The sequence below is a fragment of the Streptomyces sp. NPDC026575 genome (assembly GCF_055567415.1).
This window is the reverse complement of the sequence record NZ_JBVHQM010000002.1, coordinates 107,224-129,751: the sequence shown is the minus strand read 5'-3', so window position 1 is coordinate 129,751 and position 22,528 is coordinate 107,224. Positions and strand designations below refer to the sequence as shown.

At 71.8% G+C, this 22,528-nt stretch carries 22 protein-coding genes; 11 read left to right on the top strand and 11 right to left on the bottom strand.

The genetic code is table 11. From position 1 onward, the window contains the following. Positions 1-25: 25 nt before the first annotated feature. Positions 26-991, bottom strand: a complete 966-nt coding sequence (locus tag ACZ4NB_RS02910) for a LysR family transcriptional regulator (RefSeq protein ID WP_467657884.1) — start codon at positions 989-991, stop codon at positions 26-28. A gap of 145 nt (positions 992-1,136) precedes the next feature. On the opposite strand from ACZ4NB_RS02910, the gene ACZ4NB_RS02905 reads away from it, so the two are divergent. Then, the gene (locus ACZ4NB_RS02905; RefSeq protein WP_467657883.1) at positions 1,137-2,363 is read left to right on the top strand and encodes an MFS transporter; all 1,227 of its coding nucleotides are present in this window, start codon (positions 1,137-1,139) and stop codon (positions 2,361-2,363) included. A gap of 160 nt (positions 2,364-2,523) precedes the next feature. Here ACZ4NB_RS02905 and ACZ4NB_RS02900 read toward each other — a convergent pair whose 3' ends face one another. Continuing rightward, entirely contained in the window at positions 2,524-3,174 is a 651-nt protein-coding gene (locus ACZ4NB_RS02900) for an FMN-dependent NADH-azoreductase (protein ID WP_467657881.1), read from the bottom strand. A gap of 126 nt (positions 3,175-3,300) precedes the next feature. Here ACZ4NB_RS02900 and ACZ4NB_RS02895 point away from each other — a divergent pair, with 126 nt between their 5' ends. Beyond that, positions 3,301-3,663, top strand: coding sequence for a winged helix-turn-helix transcriptional regulator (locus ACZ4NB_RS02895; protein ID WP_467657880.1), 363 nt, complete (start codon positions 3,301-3,303; stop codon positions 3,661-3,663). A gap of 81 nt (positions 3,664-3,744) precedes the next feature. On the opposite strand, the gene ACZ4NB_RS02890 is transcribed toward ACZ4NB_RS02895, so the two are convergent. Continuing rightward, the gene (locus tag ACZ4NB_RS02890) at positions 3,745-4,179 is read right to left on the bottom strand and encodes a MarR family winged helix-turn-helix transcriptional regulator (RefSeq protein ID WP_467657879.1); all 435 of its coding nucleotides are present in this window, start codon (positions 4,177-4,179) and stop codon (positions 3,745-3,747) included. A 138-nt stretch (positions 4,180-4,317) separates the two neighbouring features. Between ACZ4NB_RS02890 and ACZ4NB_RS02885 the strand changes: the two genes are divergently transcribed. From ACZ4NB_RS02885 to ACZ4NB_RS02870, 4 genes are all read left to right on the top strand, one after another. Further along, entirely contained in the window at positions 4,318-5,634 is a 1,317-nt protein-coding gene (locus ACZ4NB_RS02885; RefSeq protein ID WP_467657878.1) for an ABC-2 transporter permease, read from the top strand. 369 nt (positions 5,635-6,003) lie between these two features. After that, complete coding sequence (locus ACZ4NB_RS02880) at positions 6,004-7,470, top strand: DUF2252 domain-containing protein (protein ID WP_467657877.1); 1,467 nt, start codon at positions 6,004-6,006, stop codon at positions 7,468-7,470. A 1,143-nt stretch (positions 7,471-8,613) separates the two neighbouring features. Next, positions 8,614-9,693 (top strand): J domain-containing protein, encoded by a 1,080-nt coding sequence (locus ACZ4NB_RS02875; protein ID WP_467657876.1) that lies wholly within the window; start codon positions 8,614-8,616, stop codon positions 9,691-9,693. A 10-nt stretch (positions 9,694-9,703) separates the two neighbouring features. Then, the gene (locus ACZ4NB_RS02870; protein WP_467657874.1) at positions 9,704-10,048 is read left to right on the top strand and encodes a rhodanese-like domain-containing protein; all 345 of its coding nucleotides are present in this window, start codon (positions 9,704-9,706) and stop codon (positions 10,046-10,048) included. Positions 10,049-10,066: 18 nt separating this feature from the next. Here ACZ4NB_RS02870 and ACZ4NB_RS02865 read toward each other — a convergent pair whose 3' ends face one another. From ACZ4NB_RS02865 to paaA, 6 genes are all read right to left on the bottom strand, one after another. Then, the gene (locus tag ACZ4NB_RS02865) at positions 10,067-11,200 is read right to left on the bottom strand and encodes an acyl-CoA dehydrogenase family protein (RefSeq protein ID WP_467657873.1); all 1,134 of its coding nucleotides are present in this window, start codon (positions 11,198-11,200) and stop codon (positions 10,067-10,069) included. A 152-nt stretch (positions 11,201-11,352) separates the two neighbouring features. Then, complete coding sequence (locus ACZ4NB_RS02860; protein ID WP_467657872.1) at positions 11,353-12,396, bottom strand: 2Fe-2S iron-sulfur cluster-binding protein; 1,044 nt, start codon at positions 12,394-12,396, stop codon at positions 11,353-11,355. Next, positions 12,396-12,893 (bottom strand): 1,2-phenylacetyl-CoA epoxidase subunit PaaD, encoded by a 498-nt coding sequence (gene paaD / locus ACZ4NB_RS02855; RefSeq protein WP_467657870.1) that lies wholly within the window; start codon positions 12,891-12,893, stop codon positions 12,396-12,398. The genes ACZ4NB_RS02860 and paaD overlap by 1 nt, the downstream gene beginning before the upstream one ends. After that, a complete protein-coding gene (gene paaC / locus ACZ4NB_RS02850) occupies positions 12,887-13,603 on the bottom strand; it encodes a 1,2-phenylacetyl-CoA epoxidase subunit PaaC (protein WP_467657869.1) in 717 nt (238 codons plus the stop codon). The genes paaD and paaC overlap by 7 nt, the downstream gene beginning before the upstream one ends. Beyond that, positions 13,603-13,941 carry a 1,2-phenylacetyl-CoA epoxidase subunit PaaB gene (gene paaB, locus ACZ4NB_RS02845; protein ID WP_393485679.1) on the bottom strand — a complete coding sequence of 113 codons (339 nt, stop codon included), beginning with the start codon at positions 13,939-13,941 and terminating at the stop codon, positions 13,603-13,605. Before paaB ends, paaC begins: the two co-directional genes overlap by 1 nt. Continuing rightward, the gene (paaA, locus tag ACZ4NB_RS02840; protein WP_467657868.1) at positions 13,938-14,888 is read right to left on the bottom strand and encodes a 1,2-phenylacetyl-CoA epoxidase subunit PaaA; all 951 of its coding nucleotides are present in this window, start codon (positions 14,886-14,888) and stop codon (positions 13,938-13,940) included. The genes paaB and paaA overlap by 4 nt, the downstream gene beginning before the upstream one ends. Before the next feature lie 167 nt (positions 14,889-15,055). Here paaA and ACZ4NB_RS02835 point away from each other — a divergent pair, with 167 nt between their 5' ends. Genes ACZ4NB_RS02835 through ACZ4NB_RS02825 form a run of 3 tightly spaced genes read left to right on the top strand, consistent with a single transcriptional unit; the run spans position 15,056 to position 17,810 of the window. Continuing rightward, positions 15,056-15,727 carry a DUF5819 family protein gene (locus tag ACZ4NB_RS02835; protein ID WP_393485676.1) on the top strand — a complete coding sequence of 224 codons (672 nt, stop codon included), beginning with the start codon at positions 15,056-15,058 and terminating at the stop codon, positions 15,725-15,727. Beyond that, positions 15,724-17,139 carry an HTTM domain-containing protein gene (locus ACZ4NB_RS02830; RefSeq protein ID WP_467657866.1) on the top strand — a complete coding sequence of 472 codons (1,416 nt, stop codon included), beginning with the start codon at positions 15,724-15,726 and terminating at the stop codon, positions 17,137-17,139. Before ACZ4NB_RS02835 ends, ACZ4NB_RS02830 begins: the two co-directional genes overlap by 4 nt. Next, on the top strand, positions 17,136-17,810 hold the full coding sequence (locus ACZ4NB_RS02825) for a TrmH family RNA methyltransferase (RefSeq protein ID WP_384424187.1): 675 nt from the start codon (positions 17,136-17,138) through the stop codon (positions 17,808-17,810). The genes ACZ4NB_RS02830 and ACZ4NB_RS02825 overlap by 4 nt, the downstream gene beginning before the upstream one ends. 52 nt (positions 17,811-17,862) lie before the next feature. On the opposite strand, the gene paaN is transcribed toward ACZ4NB_RS02825, so the two are convergent. After that, a complete protein-coding gene (gene paaN, locus ACZ4NB_RS02820; protein WP_467657865.1) occupies positions 17,863-19,545 on the bottom strand; it encodes a phenylacetic acid degradation protein PaaN in 1,683 nt (560 codons plus the stop codon). A 148-nt stretch (positions 19,546-19,693) separates the two neighbouring features. On the opposite strand from paaN, the gene ACZ4NB_RS02815 reads away from it, so the two are divergent. Then, entirely contained in the window at positions 19,694-21,205 is a 1,512-nt protein-coding gene (locus ACZ4NB_RS02815; protein WP_467657864.1) for a 3-hydroxyacyl-CoA dehydrogenase, read from the top strand. 11 nt (positions 21,206-21,216) lie between these two features. Beyond that, positions 21,217-21,807 (top strand): TetR/AcrR family transcriptional regulator, encoded by a 591-nt coding sequence (locus ACZ4NB_RS02810; protein ID WP_467657863.1) that lies wholly within the window; start codon positions 21,217-21,219, stop codon positions 21,805-21,807. An 11-nt stretch (positions 21,808-21,818) separates the two neighbouring features. On the opposite strand, the gene ACZ4NB_RS02805 is transcribed toward ACZ4NB_RS02810, so the two are convergent. Next, positions 21,819-22,337, bottom strand: coding sequence for an Lrp/AsnC family transcriptional regulator (locus ACZ4NB_RS02805; protein ID WP_467657862.1), 519 nt, complete (start codon positions 22,335-22,337; stop codon positions 21,819-21,821). Positions 22,338-22,528 lie beyond the last annotated feature (191 nt).

Here is a 22,528-nt window from a genome sequence, read left to right as displayed (position 1 = left end):
TGTCACCTTCATCGCCTTCATTCGCCTACGTGGCCTTTGCGACGTCCTCCGCCGGCTCCGCGGTCTCGGCCACGGCCGTGCGGAAGGCGCGGACGCGGGCCGTTTCCCGCTCGGTGTGGTGGACGAGCCCCAGGACGGAGTCCGGCAGGCCGGTGACGGGGACGAAGGCGATGTCGCGGCGGCCGTGGTACTCGGCGGTGGGGCGGCACAGCAGCATCCCGCCGCGGTCGGCCGCGGTGAGGGTGAGGCCCTCCTGCAGGGTGCTGACCTCGGGGCCGGCGGGTATCGGGCGGCCCTGAGGGGTGGCGGCCGGGGCGTGGACCGCGCGCCAGTAGGCGGGTGCCGGGCCGCCCGGGGAGATCAGGGCGATGCCGGTGAGGTCCTCGGCGGTGATCGTGGGGCGGGCCGCCAGCGGATGGCGTACGGATACCGCGAGGGTCTGCTGCTGGGCGGAGAAGACCGGGCCCAGGGTGAGATCGGGCTCGGTCATGGGCAGCAGTGTGACGGCGATGTCGACGGTGCCGCTGCGCAGCGCGCCGAAGGGGTCGCAGAGCGGGATCTCGACGATCTGGGTGGCGCAGGCCGGGTGGCGGCGGTGGAAGGCGTCGATGGCCCGCATGATGCGGTCGTCCGCGGTGCCCTGGAAGCCGATCGTCAGCCGGCCCTCGATGCCGCGGGCGGCGCTGCGGGCGCGCTCCACGGTGGCGCGCAGTGCGTCGTAGGCGGGGCGCAGCGACGTACGGAACTCCTCGCCGAGCGGAGTCAGGCGGACCCGCCGGCTGGTGCGGTCCACCAGGCGGGCGCCGATCCGGGACTCCAGGGCCCGCAGCAGCTGGCTGACGCGGCTCTGCGACACATACAGCCGCTCGGCGGTGCGGCCGAAGTGCAGCTCCTCGGACAGGGCGAGGAAGCACTCCAGCTCGCGGAGTTCGAGGCCGGGGGCGGGGCGGAGGGCGGTGGTGGTCGTGGCCGGTGGGCCGCTGCCGCTCATGGGGTCCTTCGCGGAGTGGTGGGGGACGGTGGCCTGGCTCGACGGATCGATGGGTCCTGCTCGGAGCCGGATCGATAAGTCCTGCTCATAGAAGGGTGAGGAGTCGGCCGTTGTTCCCGGGCGGGTGCGGGCGTTGGCTGGGGACATGACGAACGGTGAGGGCGGGACGGCGGTTCGCGGACGTGAACCAGGTGGAGTCTCAAGGGAGTCGGCGGGAGTACGGGGCGGTGGCTGGCCGGCGGTGGGGGCGCTGGCGGCGGCGACGTTCACCGTGGTGACCTCGGAGATGCTGCCGGTGGGGCTGCTGACGCCGATCGGCCGGGAGCTGCGGGTCTCGGACGGTACGGCGGGGCTGACCCTGACGGTGACGGGCCTGGTCGCGGCGGTGGCCGCGCCGGTGCTGACGTTGCTGGTGGGGCGGCGGGACCGGCGGGCGGTGCTGGCCGCCCTGATGGGCACGCTGGCGGCGGCGAACCTTGGCGCGGCGTATGCGCCGAACGCCGCGGTGCTGCTGGCGGCACGGGTGCTGGTGGGGCTGGGAATGGGAGGGGTATGGGCGGTCGCTGCGGGGCTCGCGGTGCGGCTGGTGCCCGGCAGACGGGTCCCGGCGGCCACCTCCCTGATCTTCAGCGGGGTCGCGGCGGCGTCGGTGCTGGGGGTGCCCGCCGGTACGTTCCTGGGTGAACTGGGCGGCTGGCGCGCCGCGTTCGTGGCGATGGCCGTGGTCTGCGGCGCGGTGGCGGTCGCCCTGGCCGTACTGCTGCCTCCGCTGCCGGAGGACCGGGCGGTCCGGCTGGACGGCGTGCTCCGGCTGCTGCGCGGCGCGTCCGTACGGACCGGACTGCTGCTGGTGGCGCTCCTGGTGACGGGCCATTTCGCGGCGTACACCTATGTGCGGCCGGTTCTTGAGCAGGTGGCGGGCGCGCACGCGGACCAGATCGGCGCGGTGCTGCTGGCCTTCGGCCTGGCGGGCCTGGCGGGCAACTTCGCTGCCGGTGCCGGTGCGGCGCGCGCACCGCGGGCGGTGGTGCTGGTGATCTGCGGGGTGCTCGCGGGAGCGGTGCTGCTGGTGCCGCTGCTGGGGCGCGGCGCCGGGGTGCCGGGAGCGGCCGTCCTGGTGGCCGTATGGGGCCTGGCCTACGGGGGCGTGTCCGTCAGTACCCAGACCTGGCTGATGGCCGCGGCGCCGGGTGCCCGGGAGGCGGCGTCCGCGCTGTTCGTGGCGGTGTTCAACGGGGCCATCGCGCTGGGCGCACTGCTCGGCGGCCGGGCCGCGGACGGCTGGGGCGCGGTGGGCGTGATGTGGCTGGGCGGGGCGCTCGCGGTGGGGGCGCTGGTGACGGTCGGGCTGGGAAGGGCGCCGGGGAAGTAGGTGGTGGAAGGGGTGCGGCGGGGGAGAGTGGCCGGTGGTGTCTGCCACGGGCCCCGTTGGCGGGGTGGTGCGGCGGATGAGGTGGGCGCGGGCCCGGGGGCGTGGGCTACGGGTGGGGTGGTGTCGCCGGTGCCCCCGGGGCGGGCGCGGGTGGTGGGTCTCAGGCGGCGAGGCGCTCGGCCAGGGCCTTGGCCTTGGTGGCCGCGTCCTGGTGGGCCTTGTCGCGGGAGGTCTCGTACAGGGGGACCAGCTCGGCCATCGCCGGGTTGCTGGGGGCCATGGTGAGCTCGGGGACGATGAAGTCGACGTCGAGGCCCATACCGCCGTTCAGGACGGCCTCAAGGTAGTTCTGGACGTACTCGAAGGACTCCCGGGGCGTGCCCGGTGCGTACGAACCGCCGCGGCTGGCGACGACGATGGCCGGGGTGCCCTTGGCGGACGGCGTCTCGCCCGCCGTGCGGCCCATGATGATCACCTGGTCGAGCCACGCCTTGAGCGTGGAGGGGATCGTGAAGTTGTACATCGGCGCGGCGATGACGACCGCGTCGGCCTGCTCCAGCTCCTCGGCGAGCGCGACCCGGCGCGCGAAGGCGGCCTGCTGCTCGGGGGTGTGGGTGCTCGGGTCGGAGAAGGCGGCGGAGGCCGCGACGCCGTCGAGGTGCGGCAGCGGGTCGGTGGCCAGGTCGCGGTGGATGACCGTGCCGTCGGGGTGCTGCTCCTCCCATGCCTTGCGGAAGGCCGAGGTGACGGAGCGGGAGGCGGAGCCGCCCTCGGGGAAGAGGGAGGAGTCGATGAGCAGAAGCGTGGCCATGGGAATCGGTCCTTCGGTTCGCGGTCGGACGAGGCGCGGCCGCTGGTTGAATTCCGTACGTCCCTATTAATAACACAGGAGCTTACTTTTCTGCAGTAGCCAACGAGAAGGCGGTACTCTGGGTGTATGGCGGACCACAGCGAGGCGATGTGCAGGCAGGTCGACGACGGCATGACGCGCGTCTTCGAGCTGTTCGGGAAGCGCTGGACGGGGTTGATCGTCGCCACCCTGATGCCGGGCCCGGTGCACTTCGCCGACTTGCGGCGGGCCATTCCCGGGATCAGTGAGCGGATGCTCTCCGACCGCCTCATGGAGCTGGCGGCGACCGGTCTGCTGCTTCGCGAGGTGGACGCGGGGCCGCCGCTGCGCGTCTCGTACCGGCTGACGGAGGCCGGTCTGGCGATGGAGCCGGCGCTGGCGGAGCTGGGGCGCTGGGCGGAGACGTACCTCGCCGACGGGGGGCAGTGTCCGGAGCGGTTCCGGAAGTAGCACGAAGCGGGGGCGGGCGGCGGCGCTCCGGGAGTGCCGCGGCAGCGGGGGTGAGAGGGGCGCCTGGTGCGCCTGGGGGTCTTACCCGAGTCGCTCCTGCGCGGCGTTGTAGCGCCGCAGGTACGTCGCGAAGCGGTCGAGGTCGGCCTCGTCCCAGTCGGCCAGCCGCTGATGGAACGCCTGGCGGCGGCTGGCCGTGACGTTGGCGAGCACCTGGGCGCCCTTCTCGGTGGGGTGCAGCACCTGGACGCGCTGGTCGTCGGGGTCGACGCGGCGCTCGACGAAGCCGAGTTTCTCCAGTGCCGCGATCTGCCGGCTGACCGTGGACTTGTCCAGGAGGTAGTGCGCCGCGAGGTCCGTGGCACGGCATCCGTGCTGGTCGTCGAGGTGCGCCAGCAGGGTGTAGGAGACCAGCGACAGCTCGGGATGCATCCGGGCGGCGGCCGCGCGGGCTCGTCGGGCGAACGCGGTCATCTCCTGCTGGATGGTCTCGACGGAGTCGTCGCGGTGGGTCACGGTTTGCCTTTCCTGGAGGTGGTTGTATAGTACAACGTAATTGAGAGTTGTATTTGCCAACTAGATGGTGCGGTGCCGAGGACGACGGCTGACACCTAGTGGCGACAGCTGATCCGACGATCCTGAGAGGGCCTGCCCATGAGTACGGTCCGACGTCCCGACCACCGAAGCGAACGACACGGCGGCCACCGTTCCGCGCACCCCGCCCACTCCACCGGGCTGCGCCATGTCCTGACGCACCTGATCACCCCGCTGCTGATGTGCATCGGCATGGGGCTGGCGTATCTGGGCGCGTTCGCCAACCCCGCGCCGCACGACCTGCCCGTGGCGGTCGTCGGATCGAGCCGGAGCGCTCAGCTGCTCGCTCAGTCGATCAACGACAGGGCGCATGGCGAGCTGGAGGTGCGGACCGTCGGCAACCGGGCGGCGGCGGTCGAGCAGCTCCAGCACCAGGAGATCTTCGGCGCGTACGTGATCGACGCGAAGGCGCAGGGCGCGAAGGTACAGGGTGCGAGCGTGCGGCATGCGACGTCGCACGGCGGGCCCGGGACGGGCGTGAAGTCGCATGGGGTGAGGGGAGATTCGGCTTCGGCGGGTGCCGCGGGGGGTGCGGCGGCGGCAGCTGCGGGCTCCGCGAGGCCGGCGCCCGAGCTGCTGGTGGCGACCGCCGGGTCCGACACCAGCGCCTCCGTCGTGCAGAAGATCTTCACTCCCCTAGCCGTGCAGCAGGGTGCCCCGCTGAAGGTCACCGACGTGGCGCCGACCGCCGAGGACGACCCCACCGGGCAGGGCGTCTTCTTCCTCCTGGTAGCGCTCAGCATCGGCTCGTACGCTTCGGTCGCGGTGATCGGCGGCGCCGGAGCCGTGCTGCCGCTCCGGCTCCGGGCGGCGCTGGCGATCGGCACGTCCTTTGTGGTCGGCCTCATCGGCGCGGCGTTCGCGGGCCCCGTCTTCCACCTCGTCGACCACGGCCTGTGGGGCGTGTGGGGCATGGCGTGGCTCTACTCCGCCGGCATCCTGCTGATCGGCACCGGCCTGCACACGTTCCTCAAGCGCTGGACGACGCTCGGCGTGATGGCTCTCTTCGTGATGCTCAACTTCACCTCCTCCGGCGGGATTTTCCGCCCCGAGATGCAGAACGGGTTCTTCGCGGCTCTGCACTCCTTCTGGAACGGCGCGGGCTTCGTGGAGGGCACCCGCAGCCATGTCTACTTCGACGGCTACGGCCTGTCCGGGCACCTTTGGACGCTGGTGTGGTGGCTGGTCGTCGGCGTGCTGACGGTCGGTGCGGCGGCGCTGGCCGAGAAGCGGCGGCGTGCGGCGGAGGCGGAGACGGCGGCCAACGCGGCGGCGGTGGCGGCTGCCGCGGTGGCGGCGACCGTGTCGCCGCGGCAGCCGACGGGGGCTGCGGACGAGGACCTGGAGGAGGAGCTGGAGGAGGCGGTGGGTGTGTAGGGGGCGGTGATCGCCGTGGTCGTGGCGGTTGCCGTGGCGCGGCGCCGGGAGACCGCAGCGGTGCCCCGCCACGGCGGTTGCTTCTGATTCGGCTGCGGATCGGGCTGCGGACGGTGCTGTGGCTCTTGGCTTGGGCTTCGGCTGTGGCTTGGGCTTGGACTTCGGCTTGGGCTGGAACTGCGGTGGGGGTTCTGGAGTCCTGGTCCCTGGCGCCGCCGGATAGTTATCCACAGGCTGTGCGGGCTTTGGCGAAGTGTCGGTAACGTCGTTGCTCGTCGGCAAGCCGGGACCGCTCGGCAGGCCGACGCGTAGGCAGGACACGAGAGACGACACGAGAGACGCAGGTCGTGAAGGGGGAGGTGGCCCGCCATGTCGCGTGTGCCGTACGTACCGGGGTTTGCGAGGGCGGAGGCGCAGGGTCCTTCGGGGCCGTCGCCCAAGGCCGCCGGCCGGGCGCTGCGGGAGCGCCTGCCCCGCTCCGAGCAGGGCGCGCTCTCGATCGCGGCCGGGCGGCCGGATCCGGTCGGGGCCGTCGAGGCGTCCAACGCCGGACGACTGCCCGAGCTGACGCCGATACGGGTCGGCCGGATGGCCGCCAGCCCCTTCGCCTTCCTCCGCGGCTCTGCGGGCCTGATGGCGTACGACCTGACGAACAGCCCCGTGACCGGCATCGGCGCGCAGATCTGCGGGGACGCGCACGCCGCCAACTTCGGTCTCTACGGCGATGCCCGCGGTGGTCTCATCATCGATCTCAACGACTTCGACGAGACCGTGTACGGGCCGTGGGAGTGGGACGTGAAGCGGCTGGCGACGTCGATGGTGCTGGCCGGCCGGGAGGCGGGTGCCGGCGAGGACGACTGCCGCAAGGCGGCGCTGGACACGGTGGGCGCGTATCGGCGCACCATGCGGCTGCTGGCCAAGTTGCCGGTGACCGAGGCGTGGAACGCCATCGCCGACGAGGAGTTGGTCTCGCACACCGACGCCCGGGATCTGCTGGGGACGTTGGAGCGGGTGTCGGCCAAGGCCCGCAAGAACACCAGCGCGCGGTTCGCGGCGAAGTCCACGGAGCAGACGGCGGACGGCGGGCGGCGGTTCGTGGATGCGCCGCCGGTGCTGCGGCGGGTGCCGGATGCGGAAGCCGCAGCGGTGGCCGCGTCACTGGCCCACTACCTGGAGACGCTGCCCGATGACCGGCTGCCGCTGCTGTCCCGGTACGCGGTGCACGATGTGGCCTTCCGCGTGGTCGGCACGGGCAGTGTCGGCCTGCGGTCGTATGTGGTGCTGCTGCTGGATCACCAGGGTGAGCCGCTGGTGCTGCAGGTGAAGGAGGCGCGCGCCTCGGTGCTGGCACCGTATGTGGAGAAGGCCGGATTCCCCATGCCGTCGGCGATACACGAGGGGCGCCGAGTGGTGCTCGGGCAGCGCCGGATGCAGGTCGTCAGCGACATCCTGCTGGGCTGGACGACGGTGCAGGACATAGCGTCGCCCGGCCGGGGCGGGGCAGCAGCCGGAGCCGGTCGCCCGGAAGAGGGGCTCATGGACGGACTCCCCTTCCAGGTCCGGCAGTTCAGAAACCGCAAGGGCAGCGTGGACCCGGCGCAGCTGTCCGGCGCCCAGATGGACGACTACGCCCGGATGACCGGCGCCCTCCTGGCCCGAGCCCACGCGCACAGCGCCGACCCGCGCCTGCTGGCCGGCTACTGCGGCAAGAACGAGGAGCTGGACGAGGCCGTGGCAAGGTTCGCCCTCGCTTACGCCGACCGCACGGAGGCCGACCATGCAGCCTTGGCCACCGCGGTGAAGACGGGCCGAATCGCGGCTGAGCTGGGGGTATGAGGGCGGGCATGGCCAGCAGAGGTGCATGACCTGCGTGGCAGGCATGAGCTGAGTGGCGTGCCCGAGGCGCGTGAGGTGGGTGAGATGGGGGCGGCGTGACGTGTGAGGGCGCGGCTGGATGGCTGTGGTGATCGCCGGGGGCTGGGCTGTCGTTCGTCGTCCGGGCGGAAGAGGTTGAGGAGCTGAAGGGGCTGCCCGGTCGTCCGGCTGTGCATTGACCGGCTGCCCGGGAGGGGGCTGGGTCGGCCACGGCCTCGGGGGCTGGGGGCCATCAGGCTGGGCCTGGGCCTGGGCGTTGGGCGGGCTGAGTGGGCTTGGGTCCGCCGCCTTGCCTGAGGAGGCTGGCTCGCTGCCTGCTTGAGGAGGCTGGGGCGGGCGCCACGGCTGGGCTTGGGTTCGCCGTATGGGCGGGCCTTGGCTCGTCGTACGGGCCGGGGCCGACGGCGAGTCTGAGGGCTGGGGGCCACGCGGGCTGGCGGTCGACGCATGGCGGGGTGGCGACGGCGCCGGGCTCGCCGCCCTGGCCCGGTGGGCTGGGAACGGCGCGGGCTGGCGGTCCGGAGCCGGCGCTCTGGGGACGAAGCGGCATTCATCGACCGTCCGAACCTCGTGGTCCTGGGGGCGATGCCGGGCTGGTTCGTTCAGGGTGGCTGTGGCTGTGGCTGTGGCTGCGGATGGGGCTACGGGGTACGTCGCGGCGCGCGCTGGCAGGCTCTGGCGGCTGGCGGCTGGCGGCTGGCGGCTGGCGGCTGGCTGGGCGACGGCGACGGCGGTGATGGCGGCGGCGGTGGCCGCAACGGTGGTGGCGGCGGTGGCCGTGATGGTTGTGGCGGTGGTGGGTGGGTGGGGGAGGGGCCCCCGGGGGGAGGGGAAGGCACCAGAGGAAGCGAAGCGACCGGCGATCTCAAGGCGGCACAGGAACCAGCCCCGGCATGACGCACAGAGCCAGCCCCGGCATGGCGTAGAGGCCCCCCACGGGGCAGAGGCCCCCACGGGGCAGAGGCCCCCACGGGGCAGAGGCCCCCACGGGACAGAGGCCCCCACCCGGCGCGGGGCGGACGTACCAGCCCTGCATGGCGCGGACGTACCAGCCCCGGCATGGGGCGCAGGAATCAACCCCGGCTTGGGCCGTACGCTGACCGGGTGACGAACTCGCACGCGGAGAACGCGCAGGACGGCCAGCACCAAGCGGACGCACCGGGGACATCGGGCGCCCAGGGTGGTTCGCAGGCACCCGACGCCCGCGGTGGTGGGCAGGGCGGTGCCCAGGCCGGGTACGGCGGCGGCCGGGAGGATCAGGTCGCGGGCTCGGATGAGCCGGGGGCGCGCCAGGACGCCGAGGCGGGTTCGCCAGCCGGGCCAGCCGGGCCAGCCGGGCCGGCCGGGGACGAGCCGGACGCCGGGCCGGGTGCCGCGCCGGGCGCCGAGCCGGGTGCGCAGGCCGCTCAGGACGAGGCGACCCGGCGGCTGGCGAAGGCGGTGTTCGCCGCGGAGCAGGCGCTGATCGAGTTCGAGATCGCCGTGGAGACCTTCCGGGTCGAGGTGGAGAACTTCTCCCGCCTGCACCACCAGCGGCTCGGCCCCATGTACACGCGGCTGGACGAGCTGGATGCGCAGATTGCCGAGGCCGTGGCGGCGCGTACGGGCGACCCCGAGGACATCCGTAAGGCGCGGGAGGCACGGGCGTCGGTGCTGCCGATGCCGGAGGTGGAGGAGCTGTTCCACGGCTGGATGGGGTCGGAGGGGCTGTTCCCGGAGGCGCAGGCGATGCTCACCGAGCGGTCGGTGCGGCCGCCGGAGAAGGTGCGGCCCAGCGAGGGGGCCCGCAAGGTCTACCGCGACCTGGTGCGCAAGGCCCACCCCGACCTGGCACGGAACGAGACGGAGCGGGCACGCCGCGACGCGTTCATCGCGCGCGTCAACATGGCGTACGGGCAGGGCGACGAGGCGGCGCTGCGGGAGCTCGCGCGGGAGTGGGAGGCCGGTCCCGCCCCGGTCGAGGAGCGGCTCAGCGAGAGCGAGGAGCTCTACGCCCGGCTGGAGTGGCTGGCCGAGCGCAAGGAACTGCTGGCCGCCCTCGCCGCCGAGCTGGAGGACAGCGCGATCGGTTCGATGATCAAGATGGCGCCGGAGGACCCGGACGCGCTGCTGGACGAGATCGCCGAGAAGCTGCTCGCCGATGTCGCAGAGCGCGAGGCGTACCTCGCGCAGCTCGTCGGGTAGCGTCGTGAGCATGCAATTTGGTTCTGTACCCACGGTCGCCGTCGATGCGCTCTCGTCCGGCGACTTCCTCCTGGACGTGCGTGAGGACGACGAGTGGGCGGCCGGGCACGCCGAGGGTGCGCTGCACATCCCGATGAGCGAGTTCGTCGCCCGTTACGGGGAGCTGACCGAGGCGGCGCCCGAGGACGGCAAGGTGTATGTCCTGTGCCGGGTCGGCGGGCGTTCCGCGCAGGTGGCGCAGTATCTGCTCCAGCAGGGCATCGACGCGGTGAATGTCGCGGGCGGCATGCAGGCATGGGAGGCCGCCGGCCGTCCGGTGTCGGACGGCAAGGGCGGCTCGGGCACGGTCGTCTAGCCGGGGCCGGGCTCGGCCTCAGCCCAGTGGATGCGACGCCAGCAGGTTGCCGAGGGCTTCTTCGTGGGCGGCGGCGGGGCCGAGGGAGAGTTCGAGCTGTTTGGCCCAGGCGTGGTAGCGGTGCAGGGGGTAGTCGGTGTCCGCGCCGAAGCCGCCGTGCAGATGCTGGGCGGTCTGGACGACGCGGCGTACGCCTTCGGAGGCCCAGATCTTGGCGACCGCGACGTCTCCGGCGGCCGGTAGCGGGCCGGGGGCGTCGGTGGTGATGCGCCAGGCGGCTTGCCAGAGCGTGGCTTCCATGGCGCGCAGGTCGATGAAGCGGTCGGCGGCCTGCACGGCGACGGCCTGGAAGGTGGCCACCGGGTACCCGAACTGTTCGCGCTTGCCGGTGTAGTCGCCGGTCATCGCGAGTACGCGTTCGCCCAGGCCCAGGGCGAGCGCGCAGGTGCCCGTGGTCAGGACATGGCGCAGCGACTGCCATGCGGCGGGGTCGCCGATCATCTCGCGGGCGCCGATACGCACGGAGTCCAGCCGGACCTCGGCATGGCGCTCTCCGCTGGTGGAGATCTGGTCGTCGAGGGTGACGCCGGGGTGGGCGCGGCGGATGAGGGCGAGTACGGCGTGGCCGTCGGTGGTGTGGGCGGGCAGCAGGATCCGGTCCGCGGTGCTCCCCCAGGGGACGGCGGTCTGGGTGCCGTCGAGGATCCAGTCGGCGCCCTCCTGGCGGGCGGTCACGGCGAGCTCGGCCGGCTCGTGGCCGGTGCGGCCGGCGGAGGCGACGGTCACGACCAGGTCCCCGGCGGCGATGGGAGGCAGCACTTCGCTACGCAGCTCGTCGGCGGCGTAGCGCTGGAGGGTGAGTGCGGCGGCGCCGGATTCCAGCAGTGGGACCCGTGCCAGGACCTTGGCCGACTCGCGCAGGACGAGGCAGAGTGCGATCGGGTCGAGGCCCGCGCCGCCGTGCTCGGGCGCGATCGGCAGGCTCAGCAGGTCGGCATCGGCGAGCTTGCGCCACAGGGGGCGGTCGAAATCGTCGGCGACCGCGCCCGCGGTGAGCGCGGGGCTGGGCACGCCGTCCGGAGCGACCCCCGAGAAGACGGCCCTCGCCGCCTCGACGGCGGCCTGCTGCTCCTCGGTGAAGGTGAAGTCCACTGGTCTGTCCTCCCACGCGGCGCCTTGATCTGACGAAGCGTCAAGGTAGAACAGGTTGCAGGAATTGGGAATGGTGGGGACGGAGGGCGGTCAAAGGCGCGGGGCTGCGGTCGGGTTGAGGTGTGGTGTGCGCTCGGGCATCGCACCCGGCGCTAACGGTCGAAGTCCAGCTCGACCTTCTCCGTGACCGGATGGGACTGGCAGGCCAGGACGTAGCCGGCGTCGACCTCGTCCGATTCCAGGGCGAAGTTGCGGTCCATGCGGACCTCGCCCGAGACCAGGAAGGCCCGGCAGGTGCCGCAGACTCCGCCCTTGCAGGCGTAGGGGGCGTCCGCGCGGTTGCGGAGCACCGCGTCGAGCAGGGGCTCGCCGTCGTGGACCGGCCAGGTGCCGGAGCGGCCGTCGAGGGTGGCGGTGACGGTGCTGTGCGCGGGGGTGGCGGCGGCCGGGACGGCCGGGGCGCCGTTGTCTATGTGGAAGATCTCTTCGTGGATACGGGATCGGGGCACGTCGAGGGCGCGCAGGGCGCGCTCGGCTCCTTGGACCAGGCCGTACGGGCCGCAGAGGTACCAGCCGTCGACGGACTCGATCTGCAGGAGGGCGGGCAGGAGGGAGCGCAGCCGGGTCTCGTCGAGGCGGCCGGACGGCAGGCCGGCCTGCTGCTCCTCGCGGGAGAGGGTGTGGATGAGCTGGAAGCGCTGGGGATAGCGGTCCTTGAGGTCGGCCACCTCCTCCAGGAACATCGTCGAGGCCGCCGTGCGGTCGCTGCGCAGCAGGCAGAAGCGGGCGTCCGGCTGCTGGGCCAGGAGCGTGGCGGCGATGGAGAGCACAGGGGTGATGCCGCTGCCGCCGACGATGCCGACGAAGTGGCCCGGGCGTGGTGCGAGGGTGAACCGCCCGGCCGGGGCCATGACCTCCACCGTGTCGCCTACCGCCAGTTCCTTGAGGGCGTAGGTCGAGAAGGCGCCGTCCTCGACGAGGCGGATGCCCACGCGCAGTACGGGCTCGTCGGTGGCGGGGGTGCAGATGGAGTACGTACGGCGGATCTCCTGGCCGTCGACCGTTCTGCGCAGCGCGATGTGCTGCCCGGGGGTGTGCCGGAACGTCGTGCGCAGCTCGGGCGGGACCGCGAAGGTGACGGCCACCGCGTCGTCCGTGAGCCGCTCGATCTCCCGGACCTGGAGCGGGTGGAACATCACAACTCCTTGAAGTGGTCGAAGGGTTCACGGCAGGACTCGCAGCGGCGCAGTGCCTTGCACGCCGTGGAGGAGAACCGGCTCAGCAGAGTGGTGTCGGTCGATCCGCAGTGCGGGCAGCGGATCGTGAGGTCGACGGTGATGGGTCCGCCGGCCGGGCCCGCGGGGCGCGGCGGGGCGATGCCGAATTCGGCCAGCTTCCGGCGGCCCTCGGCGGTGATCGCGTCGGTGGTCCACGGGGGACTGAGGACCGTGCGGACCTCGACCTCGGGTATGCCGCGGTCGTGCAGTACGCGTTCTATGTCGGCGGACATCGCCTCGATGGCGGGGCAGCCGGTGTACGTGGGCGTGAGCTGGACCTCGACGCGGTCCGGGGCCGTCAGCCGTACGTCGCGCACTACGCCGAGCTCGGCGAGGGTGAGGACGGGCAGCTCGGGGTCGGGAACGGAGCCGGCGAGCGCCAGCAGTTCCTCTTCGAGGGCGGTGGTGGTCACCATGTCGCTCCCGGGTGGCTGCGGTGGAGGTGCTGCATCTCGGCGAGCAGTCGTCCGAACGACTCGGTGTGCAGGCCCTGGCGGCCCGCGCCGGCCGTCCAGGCGCCGTGCCGGGGGCCTTCGGGGACGGCGAGGGTGGCCCGCCCGAGGGTGGCGGTGATGCGGGTCGTCCAGGTGTCGTGGAGGGCCGGCCAGGGGACCGACTCCAGTCCTTCCACCGGTGCGAACATCTCGCCGGTGAACTGCCACAGGGCGTCCAGGGCCCGCTGTATCCGGGTGTGGCTCTCGTCGGTGCCGTCGCCCAGGCGCAGCGTCCACTGCTCGGCGTGGTCGCGGTGGTAGGCGACCTCCTTGACGGCCTTGCCGGCCAGCGGGGCCAACTCGCTCTCGCCCTCGGCGAGTCGCTCGTACAGCAGCTCCTGGTAGGTGGAGAAGTAGAGCTGGCGGGCGATGGTGTGGGCGAAGTCGCCGTTGGGCTGCTCGACCAGCTGGAGGTTGCGGAACTGCCGCTCCTCGCGCAGAAACGCCAGTTCGTCCTCGTCGCCGGCCAGGGAGAGCAGCACCCGGGCCTGGCCGAGCAGGTCCAGCGCGATATTGGCCAGTGCGACCTCCTCTTCCAGGACCGGGGCGTTGCCGGCCCACTCGCCCAGGCGGTGGGAGAGGATCAGGGCGTCGTCCCCGAGGGGCAGGGCCGGGGTGGCCGTGGCGTTCATCAAAGGTGATGCACCCCGTCCGGGATCTCGTAGAAGGTCGGGTGGCGGTAGGGCTTGTCGCCGGACGGTTCGAAGAAGGCGTCCTTCTCGTCCGGGGAGGAGGCGGTGATCTGCGCGGAGGGCACCACCCACAGGGAGACGCCCTCGGAGCGGCGGGTGTAGAGGTCGCGGGCGTTGCGCAGGGCCATTTCGGCGTCCGGCGCGTGGAGGCTGCCGGCGTGGGTGTGGGAGAGGCCGCGGCGGCTGCGCACGAAGACCTCCCACAGGGGCCAGTCCGTGGGCGCGGTGGTCGCTCCCCCGTCGGCTGCCGGGGTCTCGGTGGGGCGGTGTGTCGTCATCGGCCGGCCTTCCCGTGCTTGGCCGCGTGTGCGGCGGCGGCTTCGCGCACCCAGGCGCCTTCCTCATGAGCCCGCCGGCGGCGGCTTATCCGCTGTTCGTTGCAGGGGCCGTTGCCCTTGAGGACCTCCCGGAACTCGGCCCAGTCGATCGGGCCGAAGTCCCAGTGGCCGCGCTCTTCGTTCCACACCAGGTCGGGGTCGGGGAGGGTGAGTCCGAGGGCCTCGGCCTGGGGGACGCAGATGTCGACGAAGCGCTGCCGCAGCTCGTCGTTGGAGTGCCGCTTGATCTTCCAGGCCATGGACTGCGCGGAGTGCGACGACTCGTCGTCCGGCGGGCCGAACATCATCAGGGACGGCCACCACCAGCGGTTCACCGCGTCCTGCGCCATGTCGTGCTGGGCCGGTGTGCCGCGGCTGAGGGTCAGCAGGAGTTCATAGCCCTGTCGCTGGTGGAAGGACTCCTCCTTGCAGATACGGACCATCGCGCGGGCATAGGGGCCGTAGGAGCACCGGCACAGCGGGACCTGGTTCGTGATCGCCGCGCCGTCCACCAGCCAGCCGATGGCACCGACATCGGCCCAGGTCAGGGTGGGGTAGTTGAAGATCGAGGAGTACTTCTGGCGGCCGGAGTGCAGCTTGTCGAGCAGCTCGTCGCGGCCGGTGCCGAGGGTTTCGGCGGCGCTGTAGAGATACAGGCCGTGGCCGGCCTCGTCCTGCACCTTCGCCATCAGGATCGCCTTGCGGCGCAGCGACGGCGCCCGGGTGATCCAGTTGGCCTCCGGCTGCATGCCGATGATCTCGGAGTGGGCGTGCTGCGCGATCTGCCGCACGAGTGTCGAGCGGTAGGCGTCCGGCATCCAGTCCCGCGGTTCGATGCGCTCGTCCGCGGCCACGGTGGCCTCGAATACGGCCTCGCTGGCCGTCTCCTCCGGCGCGATCGTCGTCATGTGGTGCCCCCTCGCTCCCGACCGACCGATCGTTCGGTTCAATGGTGAGTGGGCGGGCCGCGGGTGTCAAGCCTGTGGATAACCCAGGGGAGGGTGTGCCCGGTGCGGCCGCGTAGGTACGGTTCCGAAGCGGAGTCGACCGCATGGAATCTGGGAACGGGGCGGGAATGCAGTCATACGGGGACGAAACGCGGTCGGTGGCCGCGCTCTCGCTACCCTCGCGGATCGTCATAGGCGTGGCCGCCTGCGCCGTCGCCGTCGCGGTCGCCATCCATCTCGCGATGATGTTTCTGCACGTCGCGCCATCGAACACGCTCAGCAAGCAGCAGGGCGCCCTGATCAGCGACTACGTCTATCCCGAGTACGAGCAGAACTGGAAGCTGTTCGCGCCCAACCCCCTCCAGCAGAACATCGCGGTCCAGGTCCGTGCGCAGCTGCGCACCGAGGACGGCACCGCGCGGAACACCGGCTGGACCGATCTGACCGCCCGCGACGGCCAGGCCATCCGCCACAATCCCGTTCCCAGCCACACCCAGCAGAACCAGCTGCGCCGCGGATGGGAGCTCCTGGTCAACAGCCACGACGCGCAGAACCGCGCCGTCGGCCCGCGCGGGCAGCTGGCCGAGCGCTACATCCGGCGGATCGTGATGCTCCGGATGTCCCAGGAGTGGACCAGCGGCGGCGCGCGCGTCCAGCAGATCCAGGTCCGTTCGCAGACGACGCCGGTCAGCCCGCCGCCGTGGAGCACCGAGAAGATCAGCGACAAGCCCGTGTACCGCGTGCTGCCCTGGTGGCAGGTCACCGCAAAGGACCTGCCCGAGGGGGCGAAGAACCAGTGACGTCACCGACGCCGCAGCCACCGCACAGCGCATCGTCCGCATCACTGCCCCCGCATCTCACGGAGTCGACCGACGTGCCGCAGCAGGCGCAGCAAGTCCAGCAGGAGCAGCAGGCGTCCCGGGAGGCGCAGCCGCCCCAGGAGACGCCCGCTCCCTACGAGGAGACCCGCATCGAGCGCGTGATCGGCCGCGCCTTCGGCCGTGTCACCAGCCGGGCGATGGCCCCGTACCAGACCGCTGTGATCCGGATCGGCTTCTCGGCGACCTGGCTGCTGTTCCTGCTGCGCGAGTGGCCGCACCGCCAGACCCTCTACGGGCCCGACGGCCCCTGGAGCCTGGACATGGCGCGCCGGCTCCTGGACGCCAATCACGCCTTCTCCGCGCTGCTGTGGTCCGACGGGCGCGGCTGGTTCGAGATCGTCTACCTCCTGGCCGTCGCGGCCAGTGCGGCGCTGATGCTCGGCTGGCGCACCCGGACCATGTCGGTGCTCTTCATGGTGGGCGTGCTCTCGCTGCAGAACCGCAGCATCTTCATAGGCGACGGCGGCGACAACGTCATCCACCTGATGTCGATGTACCTCGTGCTGACCCGGTGCGGGCAGGTCTGGTCGCTGGACGCGCGCCGTGCGAAGCGGGCGGAGTCCGCCGAGGGGGAGCGGCCCGCCCGCGATCTGCCCGGCGTCGTGCTCTGGGCCGTGCTGGGCCTCGGCCTGGCCGTCGCCCAGCTGTCCGGCGGACACGGCCTGAACTGGTTCGACAACGGCCCGTTCCCGCACATCGGCTGGAGCCTGGTCCTGTGGGGCCTGTGGGTGACGCACGGCCTGTGGTGGGCGGTGCGGCGCCACGCCCCCGGGGAGCCGCGCATCGTCCTCGACACGCTCGCCAAGCTCGCCCACAACGGCGCACTGCTGGTGATCATGGTCGAGGTCTGCCTGATCTACGCCACGGCCGGCTGGTACAAGATCCAGGGCACGCGCTGGCAGGACGGCACCGCGGTCTTCTACCCGATGCACCTGGACTACTTCTCGCCCTGGCCGGGGCTGTCCGACCTGCTCGGCAGCAACGGTTTGATGGTCATGCTGCTCACCTACGGCACGGTGATCGTCCAGGTCGCCTTCCCGTTCACGCTCTTCAACCGGCGCCTGAAGAACGTGCTGCTGGTCGTGATGATCTGCGAGCACCTCTCGATCGCGTTCCTCCTGGGGCTGCCGTTCTTCTCGCTCGCGATGATCGCGGCGGATGCGGTCTTCCTGCCGACGAACTTCCTGACCTGGCTCTCCGCCCGCGTCGTGGGCCTGCGCAAACGGCTCTTCTCGCGCGGCGGCTCCCCCGGGGCGGGCGCCGGATCCGACGGCGGTGTGCCGCCGGCCCGTACCGAGCACGGCGGCGGTGGCCATACGCTCGTGGGGTGAGCAGTGAGAAAACCGCCCCCGCCGAGCCCCTCCAGTACGACGAGGGCTACGGGACGCAGATCGGCGTCGGTCCGCACCCGGAGCCCTGGCCGCAGGACGCCCGCTACGACCCCGAGCTGCTCGCGCACGGCGACCGCCGCAACGTCGTCGACCAGTACCGCTACTGGACGCGCGAGGCGATCGTCGCCGACCTCGACACCCGCCGCCATGACTTCCATGTGGCTGTCGAGAACTGGGGCCACGACTTCAACATCGGCTCGGTCGTACGGACCGCGAACGCGTTCCTGGCCAAGGAGATCCATATCGTCGGGCAGCGCCGCTGGAACCGCCGCGGCGCGATGGTGACCGACCGCTACCAGCACGTCCGCCACCACCCGGACACGGCGGATCTCACCGCCTGGGCGGCGGCCGAGGAACTGCCGATCATCGGGATCGACAACCTCCCCGGGTCCGTGCCGCTGGAGACCACCGAGCTGCCGCGCCGCTGTGTGCTGCTGTTCGGCCAGGAGGGGCCGGGGTTGACCGAGGAGGCGCGCCGGCACGCCTCGCGGGTCTGCTCGATCGCGCAGTTCGGCTCGACCCGCTCGATCAACGCGGGGGCGGCGGCCGCCATCGCGATGCACGCCTGGATCGGCCGCCATGCGCGGATCGAGGGCCCGGGAGCCGTCTGACGGGCTCCGGGCCACACTGGGGCCCGGAGGGACGGTCCGGGCCCACGCCGTTTCACGCCTGTCGGCGCACCTCCACCGTCCGGAAGCGGTTCGCCACGAACGCGCCGTCGCACAGCGCCGCATTGGCCGCCGGGTTGCCACCGGAACCGTGGAAGTCCGAGAACGCCGCGGTCTGGTTCACATAGACCCCGCCGGTCAGGTTCAGCGACAGCTGGGCGCACTCCTCCAGGCATGCCTGCTCCACCAGCTTCTCTACCTCGGCGGAGGTGGTGTACGCGCCGACCGTCATGGCTCCCTGGTCGCGGACCGTGCGCCGCAGCAGGTCCACCGCGTCGGCGGCGGAGTCGACGGCCACCGCGAAGGACACCGGGCCGAAGCACTCCGACAGATACGCCGCCTCGGAGTCCGGCTTGGCGCCGTCCAGCTTGACGATCACCGGGGTACGGACCGTCGCCCCGGGGAACTCGGGGTTGGCCACCTCACGGGAGGCCAGCGCCACCTCGCCCAGCCCGGCGGCGGCCTCGATCCGCTCCTTGACCTGCGGATTGACGATCGCGCCCAGCAGGGCGTTGGCGCGTGCGTCGTCGCCCAGCAGGCCGCCGACCGCGCCCGCGAGATCGCTGACCACCTCGTCGTACGACTTCGGTCCGGCGTCCGTGGTGATCCCGTCCCGGGGGATCAGCAGATTCTGCGGGGTGGTGCACATCTGGCCGCTGTAGAGCGACAGCGAGAAGGCCAGGTTGCTGAGCATGCCCTTGTAGTCGTCGGTGGACTCGATGACGACGGTGTTGACGCCGGCCTTCTCCGTGAAGACCTGTGCCTGCCGGGCGTGCGTCTCCAGCCAGTCGCCGAAGGCGGTCGAGCCGGTGTAGTCGATGATGCGGATCTCCGGGCGGACGGCCAGCTCCTTGGCCAGGCCCTCGCCCGGCCTGTCCACGGCCAGGCACACCAGGTCGGCGGGGAATCCGGCCTCGGTGAGCACCTCACGGGCCACCTCGACGGTCAGCGCCAGCGGCAGCACGGCCCGCGGGTGCGGCTTGACCAGCACCGGATTGCCGGTGGCCAGAGAGGCGAACAGGCCCGGATAGCCGTTCCAGGTCGGGAAGGTGTTGCAGCCGATCACCAGGGCGACACCGCGCGGCACGGCCGTGAAGGTCTTGGCCAGCTCCAGCGGCTCGCGCTTGCCCTGCGGCTTGGACCACGGCGCCTGCTCCGGGGTGCGGACCTGCTCGGCGTACGCATAGGCCACCGCCTCCAGGCCGCGGTCCTGGGCGTGCGGCCCGCCGGCCTGGAACGCCATCATGAATGCCTGGCCGCTGGTGTGCATCACGGCCTGCGCGAACTCATAGGTGCGCGCGCTGATCCGGGCCAGGATCTCCAGGCACACCGCCGCACGGGCTTCCGGGCCCGCGTCCCGCCAGGCGGGGATCGCGGCACGCATCGCCGGCAGCAGCACCTCCACATCCGGGTGCGGATAACTGATGCCCAACTCCGGGCCGTACGGTGAGACTTCCTGGCCCGTCCAGTCGTCGGTGCCGGGCTGGTCGAGCTCGAAGCGCTTGCCGCGCAGGGCCTCGAAAGCGGCCAGTCCGTCGGCGGCGGCGTTCTCGCCGTAGGCCTTCGGGTGCTCGGGGTGCGGGGACCAGTAGGCGCGGGTGCGGATCGCCTCCAGCGTCTGGTCGAGGGTCGGGCGGTGCTTCTCGATCAACTGCGCTGCGGTCATTTCGGCGGCCATCGATGACCAACTCCTCGTCGAGCTGGGCGGAGAGTGGATAAGGGCTGGGAGCGGACAAGGCAACGGAGTTAGAGTAACCGAACGATCGGTCGGGGCAAGAGGGCCCGGCCAGCCCTGTGGAAAAGTCGGTCGCGGAGGAGCAACTGGCATGACGGCAATCGGGACCAGCAGCACCGTGGCAGTGGTGGGGACCGGCACGATGGGCCAGGGCATCGCGCAGGTGGCGCTGGTCGCCGGCCATCGCGTACGCCTCTACGACGCCGCCCCCGGGCGGGCGGAGCAGGCCGCAGAGGCGATCGGGGGAAGGCTCGACCGGCTCGTGGAAAAAGGCCGGATCTCGGCGGATGACCGGGACGCGGCCCGCGCGCGCCTCTCCCCCGCGTCCGCGCTCGCGGAGCTGGCCGACGCCGCGCTGGTCGTCGAGGCGATCCTGGAGCAACTCCCGCCCAAGCAGGAGCTGTTCACCGCCCTGGAGGACATCGTGGCGGCGGACTGCCTGCTGGCCACCAACACCTCCTCGCTGTCGGTGACCGCGGTCGCCGGCCGGCTGCGGCACCCCGGCCGCTGCGTGGGCCTGCACTTCTTCAACCCCGCGCCGCTGCTCCCCCTGGTCGAGGTGATCAGCGGTTTCGCCACCGACGAGGCCGCCGCCACCGCCGCGTACGACACCGCCGCGGCCTGGGGCAAGAAGCCGGTGCGCTGCGCCGACACCCCCGGGTTCATCGTCAACCGCATCGCCCGGCCGTTCTACGCCGAGGCCCTGCGCGCCTACGAGGAGCGCGTCGCGGACCCGGCCACCATCGACGCCCTGTTGCGCGAGGGCGCCGGCTTCAAGATGGGCCCCTTCGAACTGACCGACCTCATCGGACAGGACGTGAACGAGGCGGTCACCCACTCCGTGTGGACCGCCTTCTTCCAGGACCCGAAGTTCACCCCCTCGCTGGCGCAGCGTCGGCTGGTGGAGTCCGGGCTGCACGGCCGCAAATCGGGGCGCGGATGGTTCGACTACACCGAGGGCGCCGGCCGGCCCGAGCCGCGGACCGCCGAGCCCGCTGCCGCACCGGAGGCCGTCGCGCTCCACGGGCGGCTGCCCGGCCCGGCCGCGGTGCTGCGGGAGCTGATCGAGGAGGCGGGCATCAAGGTCACCCGGGACCGCACGCCCGGGGAGTCCGAGGGCTTCATCCGGCTGCCCGGCGGGGCGTGCCTGGCGCTGACCAACGGCGCTCCGGCGACGAGCGCGGCCTACGACAGGTCCATCCGCTTCGACCTCGCGCTGGACTACCGCTCCGCCACCCGGATCGCCCTGTCCGCCTCCAGGTCCTGCTCCGAGGCGGATCTCGCGGAGGCCGTCGGGCTCTTCCAGGCGCTGGGCAAACGCGTCAGCGTGATCGAGGACGTGCCCGGCATGATCGTCGCCCGGACGATCGCGATGATCATCGACTTCGCCGTGGACGCCGCGGCCCGCGAAGTGGCGACCCCTGAGGACATCGACACGGCCATGCGGCTGGGCGTGAACTATCCCGGCGGCCCCATGGAGTGGGTCGAGCGACTGGGCGCCCGATGGGTGTGGGATCTGCTGGACTCGGTGCACCACCACAACGCAGGCGGACGCTATGTACCGTCCTGGGCGCTGCGGCGCCGTGCGGACCTTGAGGAATAGGTGCTCTAATCATGACCATGGCCAAGCGCGACACCTACACGCCCGATTCGCTGCTCGCGGTCGCCGTCGAGGTGTTCATCGAGCGCGGCTACGACGGCACGTCTATGGAGCACCTCTCCAAAGCGGCCGGTATCTCGAAGTCCTCGATCTACCACCACGTGCGCAGCAAGGAAGAACTGCTGCACCGCGCCATAAGCCGTGCCCTGGACGGGCTGTTCGGCGTGCTGGAGGAGCCGGGCGCCGGTCAGGGCCGTGCGATCGAACGGCTGGAGTACGTCACCCGGCGCGTGGCCGAGGTGCTGATGGACGAACTCCCCTATGTGACGCTGCTGCTGAGGGTGCGCGGCAATACGGACACCGAGCGGTGGGCCATGGAGCGCCGCCGGGAGTTCGACCACGAGGTCTCCGATCTGCTCCAGCAGGCCGCGGCCGACGGCGATCTGCGGGACGACGTGGACATCCGGCTGGCGACCCGGCTGCTCTTCGGCATGATCAACTCGATTGTGGAGTGGTACCGGCCGGGGCGCGGGGGCGCGGCGAGCCGTGACGAGGTCGCCGAGGCCGTGGTGCGTACGGCGTTCGCGGGGCTGCGCAAGCTCTGACGGCCGCGGGCCTACTCCTCTTCCGGCCCCAGATCGGTCTCCTCGAAGACCAGCAGGGTGCGGGTGCTGAGCACCTCCGGTATCGACTGGATACGGGTGAGGACCAGCTCCCGCAGCTCGCGGTTGTCCTTGGTGTGCACCAGCAGCAGCACATCGAAATCGCCGCTGACCAGCGCGATGTGGGTGGCGCCCGGCAGCGCCGTGAGCTGCTTGCGCACGGTCCGCCACGAATTCTGGACGATTTTCAGGGTGATATAGGCCGAGGCGCCCTGCCCTGCCCTCTCCTGGTCGACGAGGGCGCTGAAACCGCGGATCACCCCGTCGTCGATCAGCCGGTTGATCCGCGCGTAGGCGTTGGCGCGCGAGACGTGCACGCGCTCGGCGACGGAGCGTATCGAGGCCCGGCCGTCGTTCTGCAGCATGCGCAGGATCGAGCGGTCGATGGTGTCCAGCGGGCGGGCGGCCGTCGATGGCGGGGCGGGTGCCGCCGGCGGCTGCCCGCCGGTCTGGGCCATCTGTTCGTCCGGCATATGGTCCCGCCTCCCCTTTGTGGACACCCTGTCTTCATCTCAAGCTGTGGAGAACCGTTTGTCCACAGGCTTGACCCGCCTGTAGCCAAATTGCACTGACGACCGAACAATCGGTAGGGAAGGGCGCACCCGCCCCGACCAGTTCCATCCTGCCCATCCGCCGTCCGCCCACCACCCACATGAGGCGCATC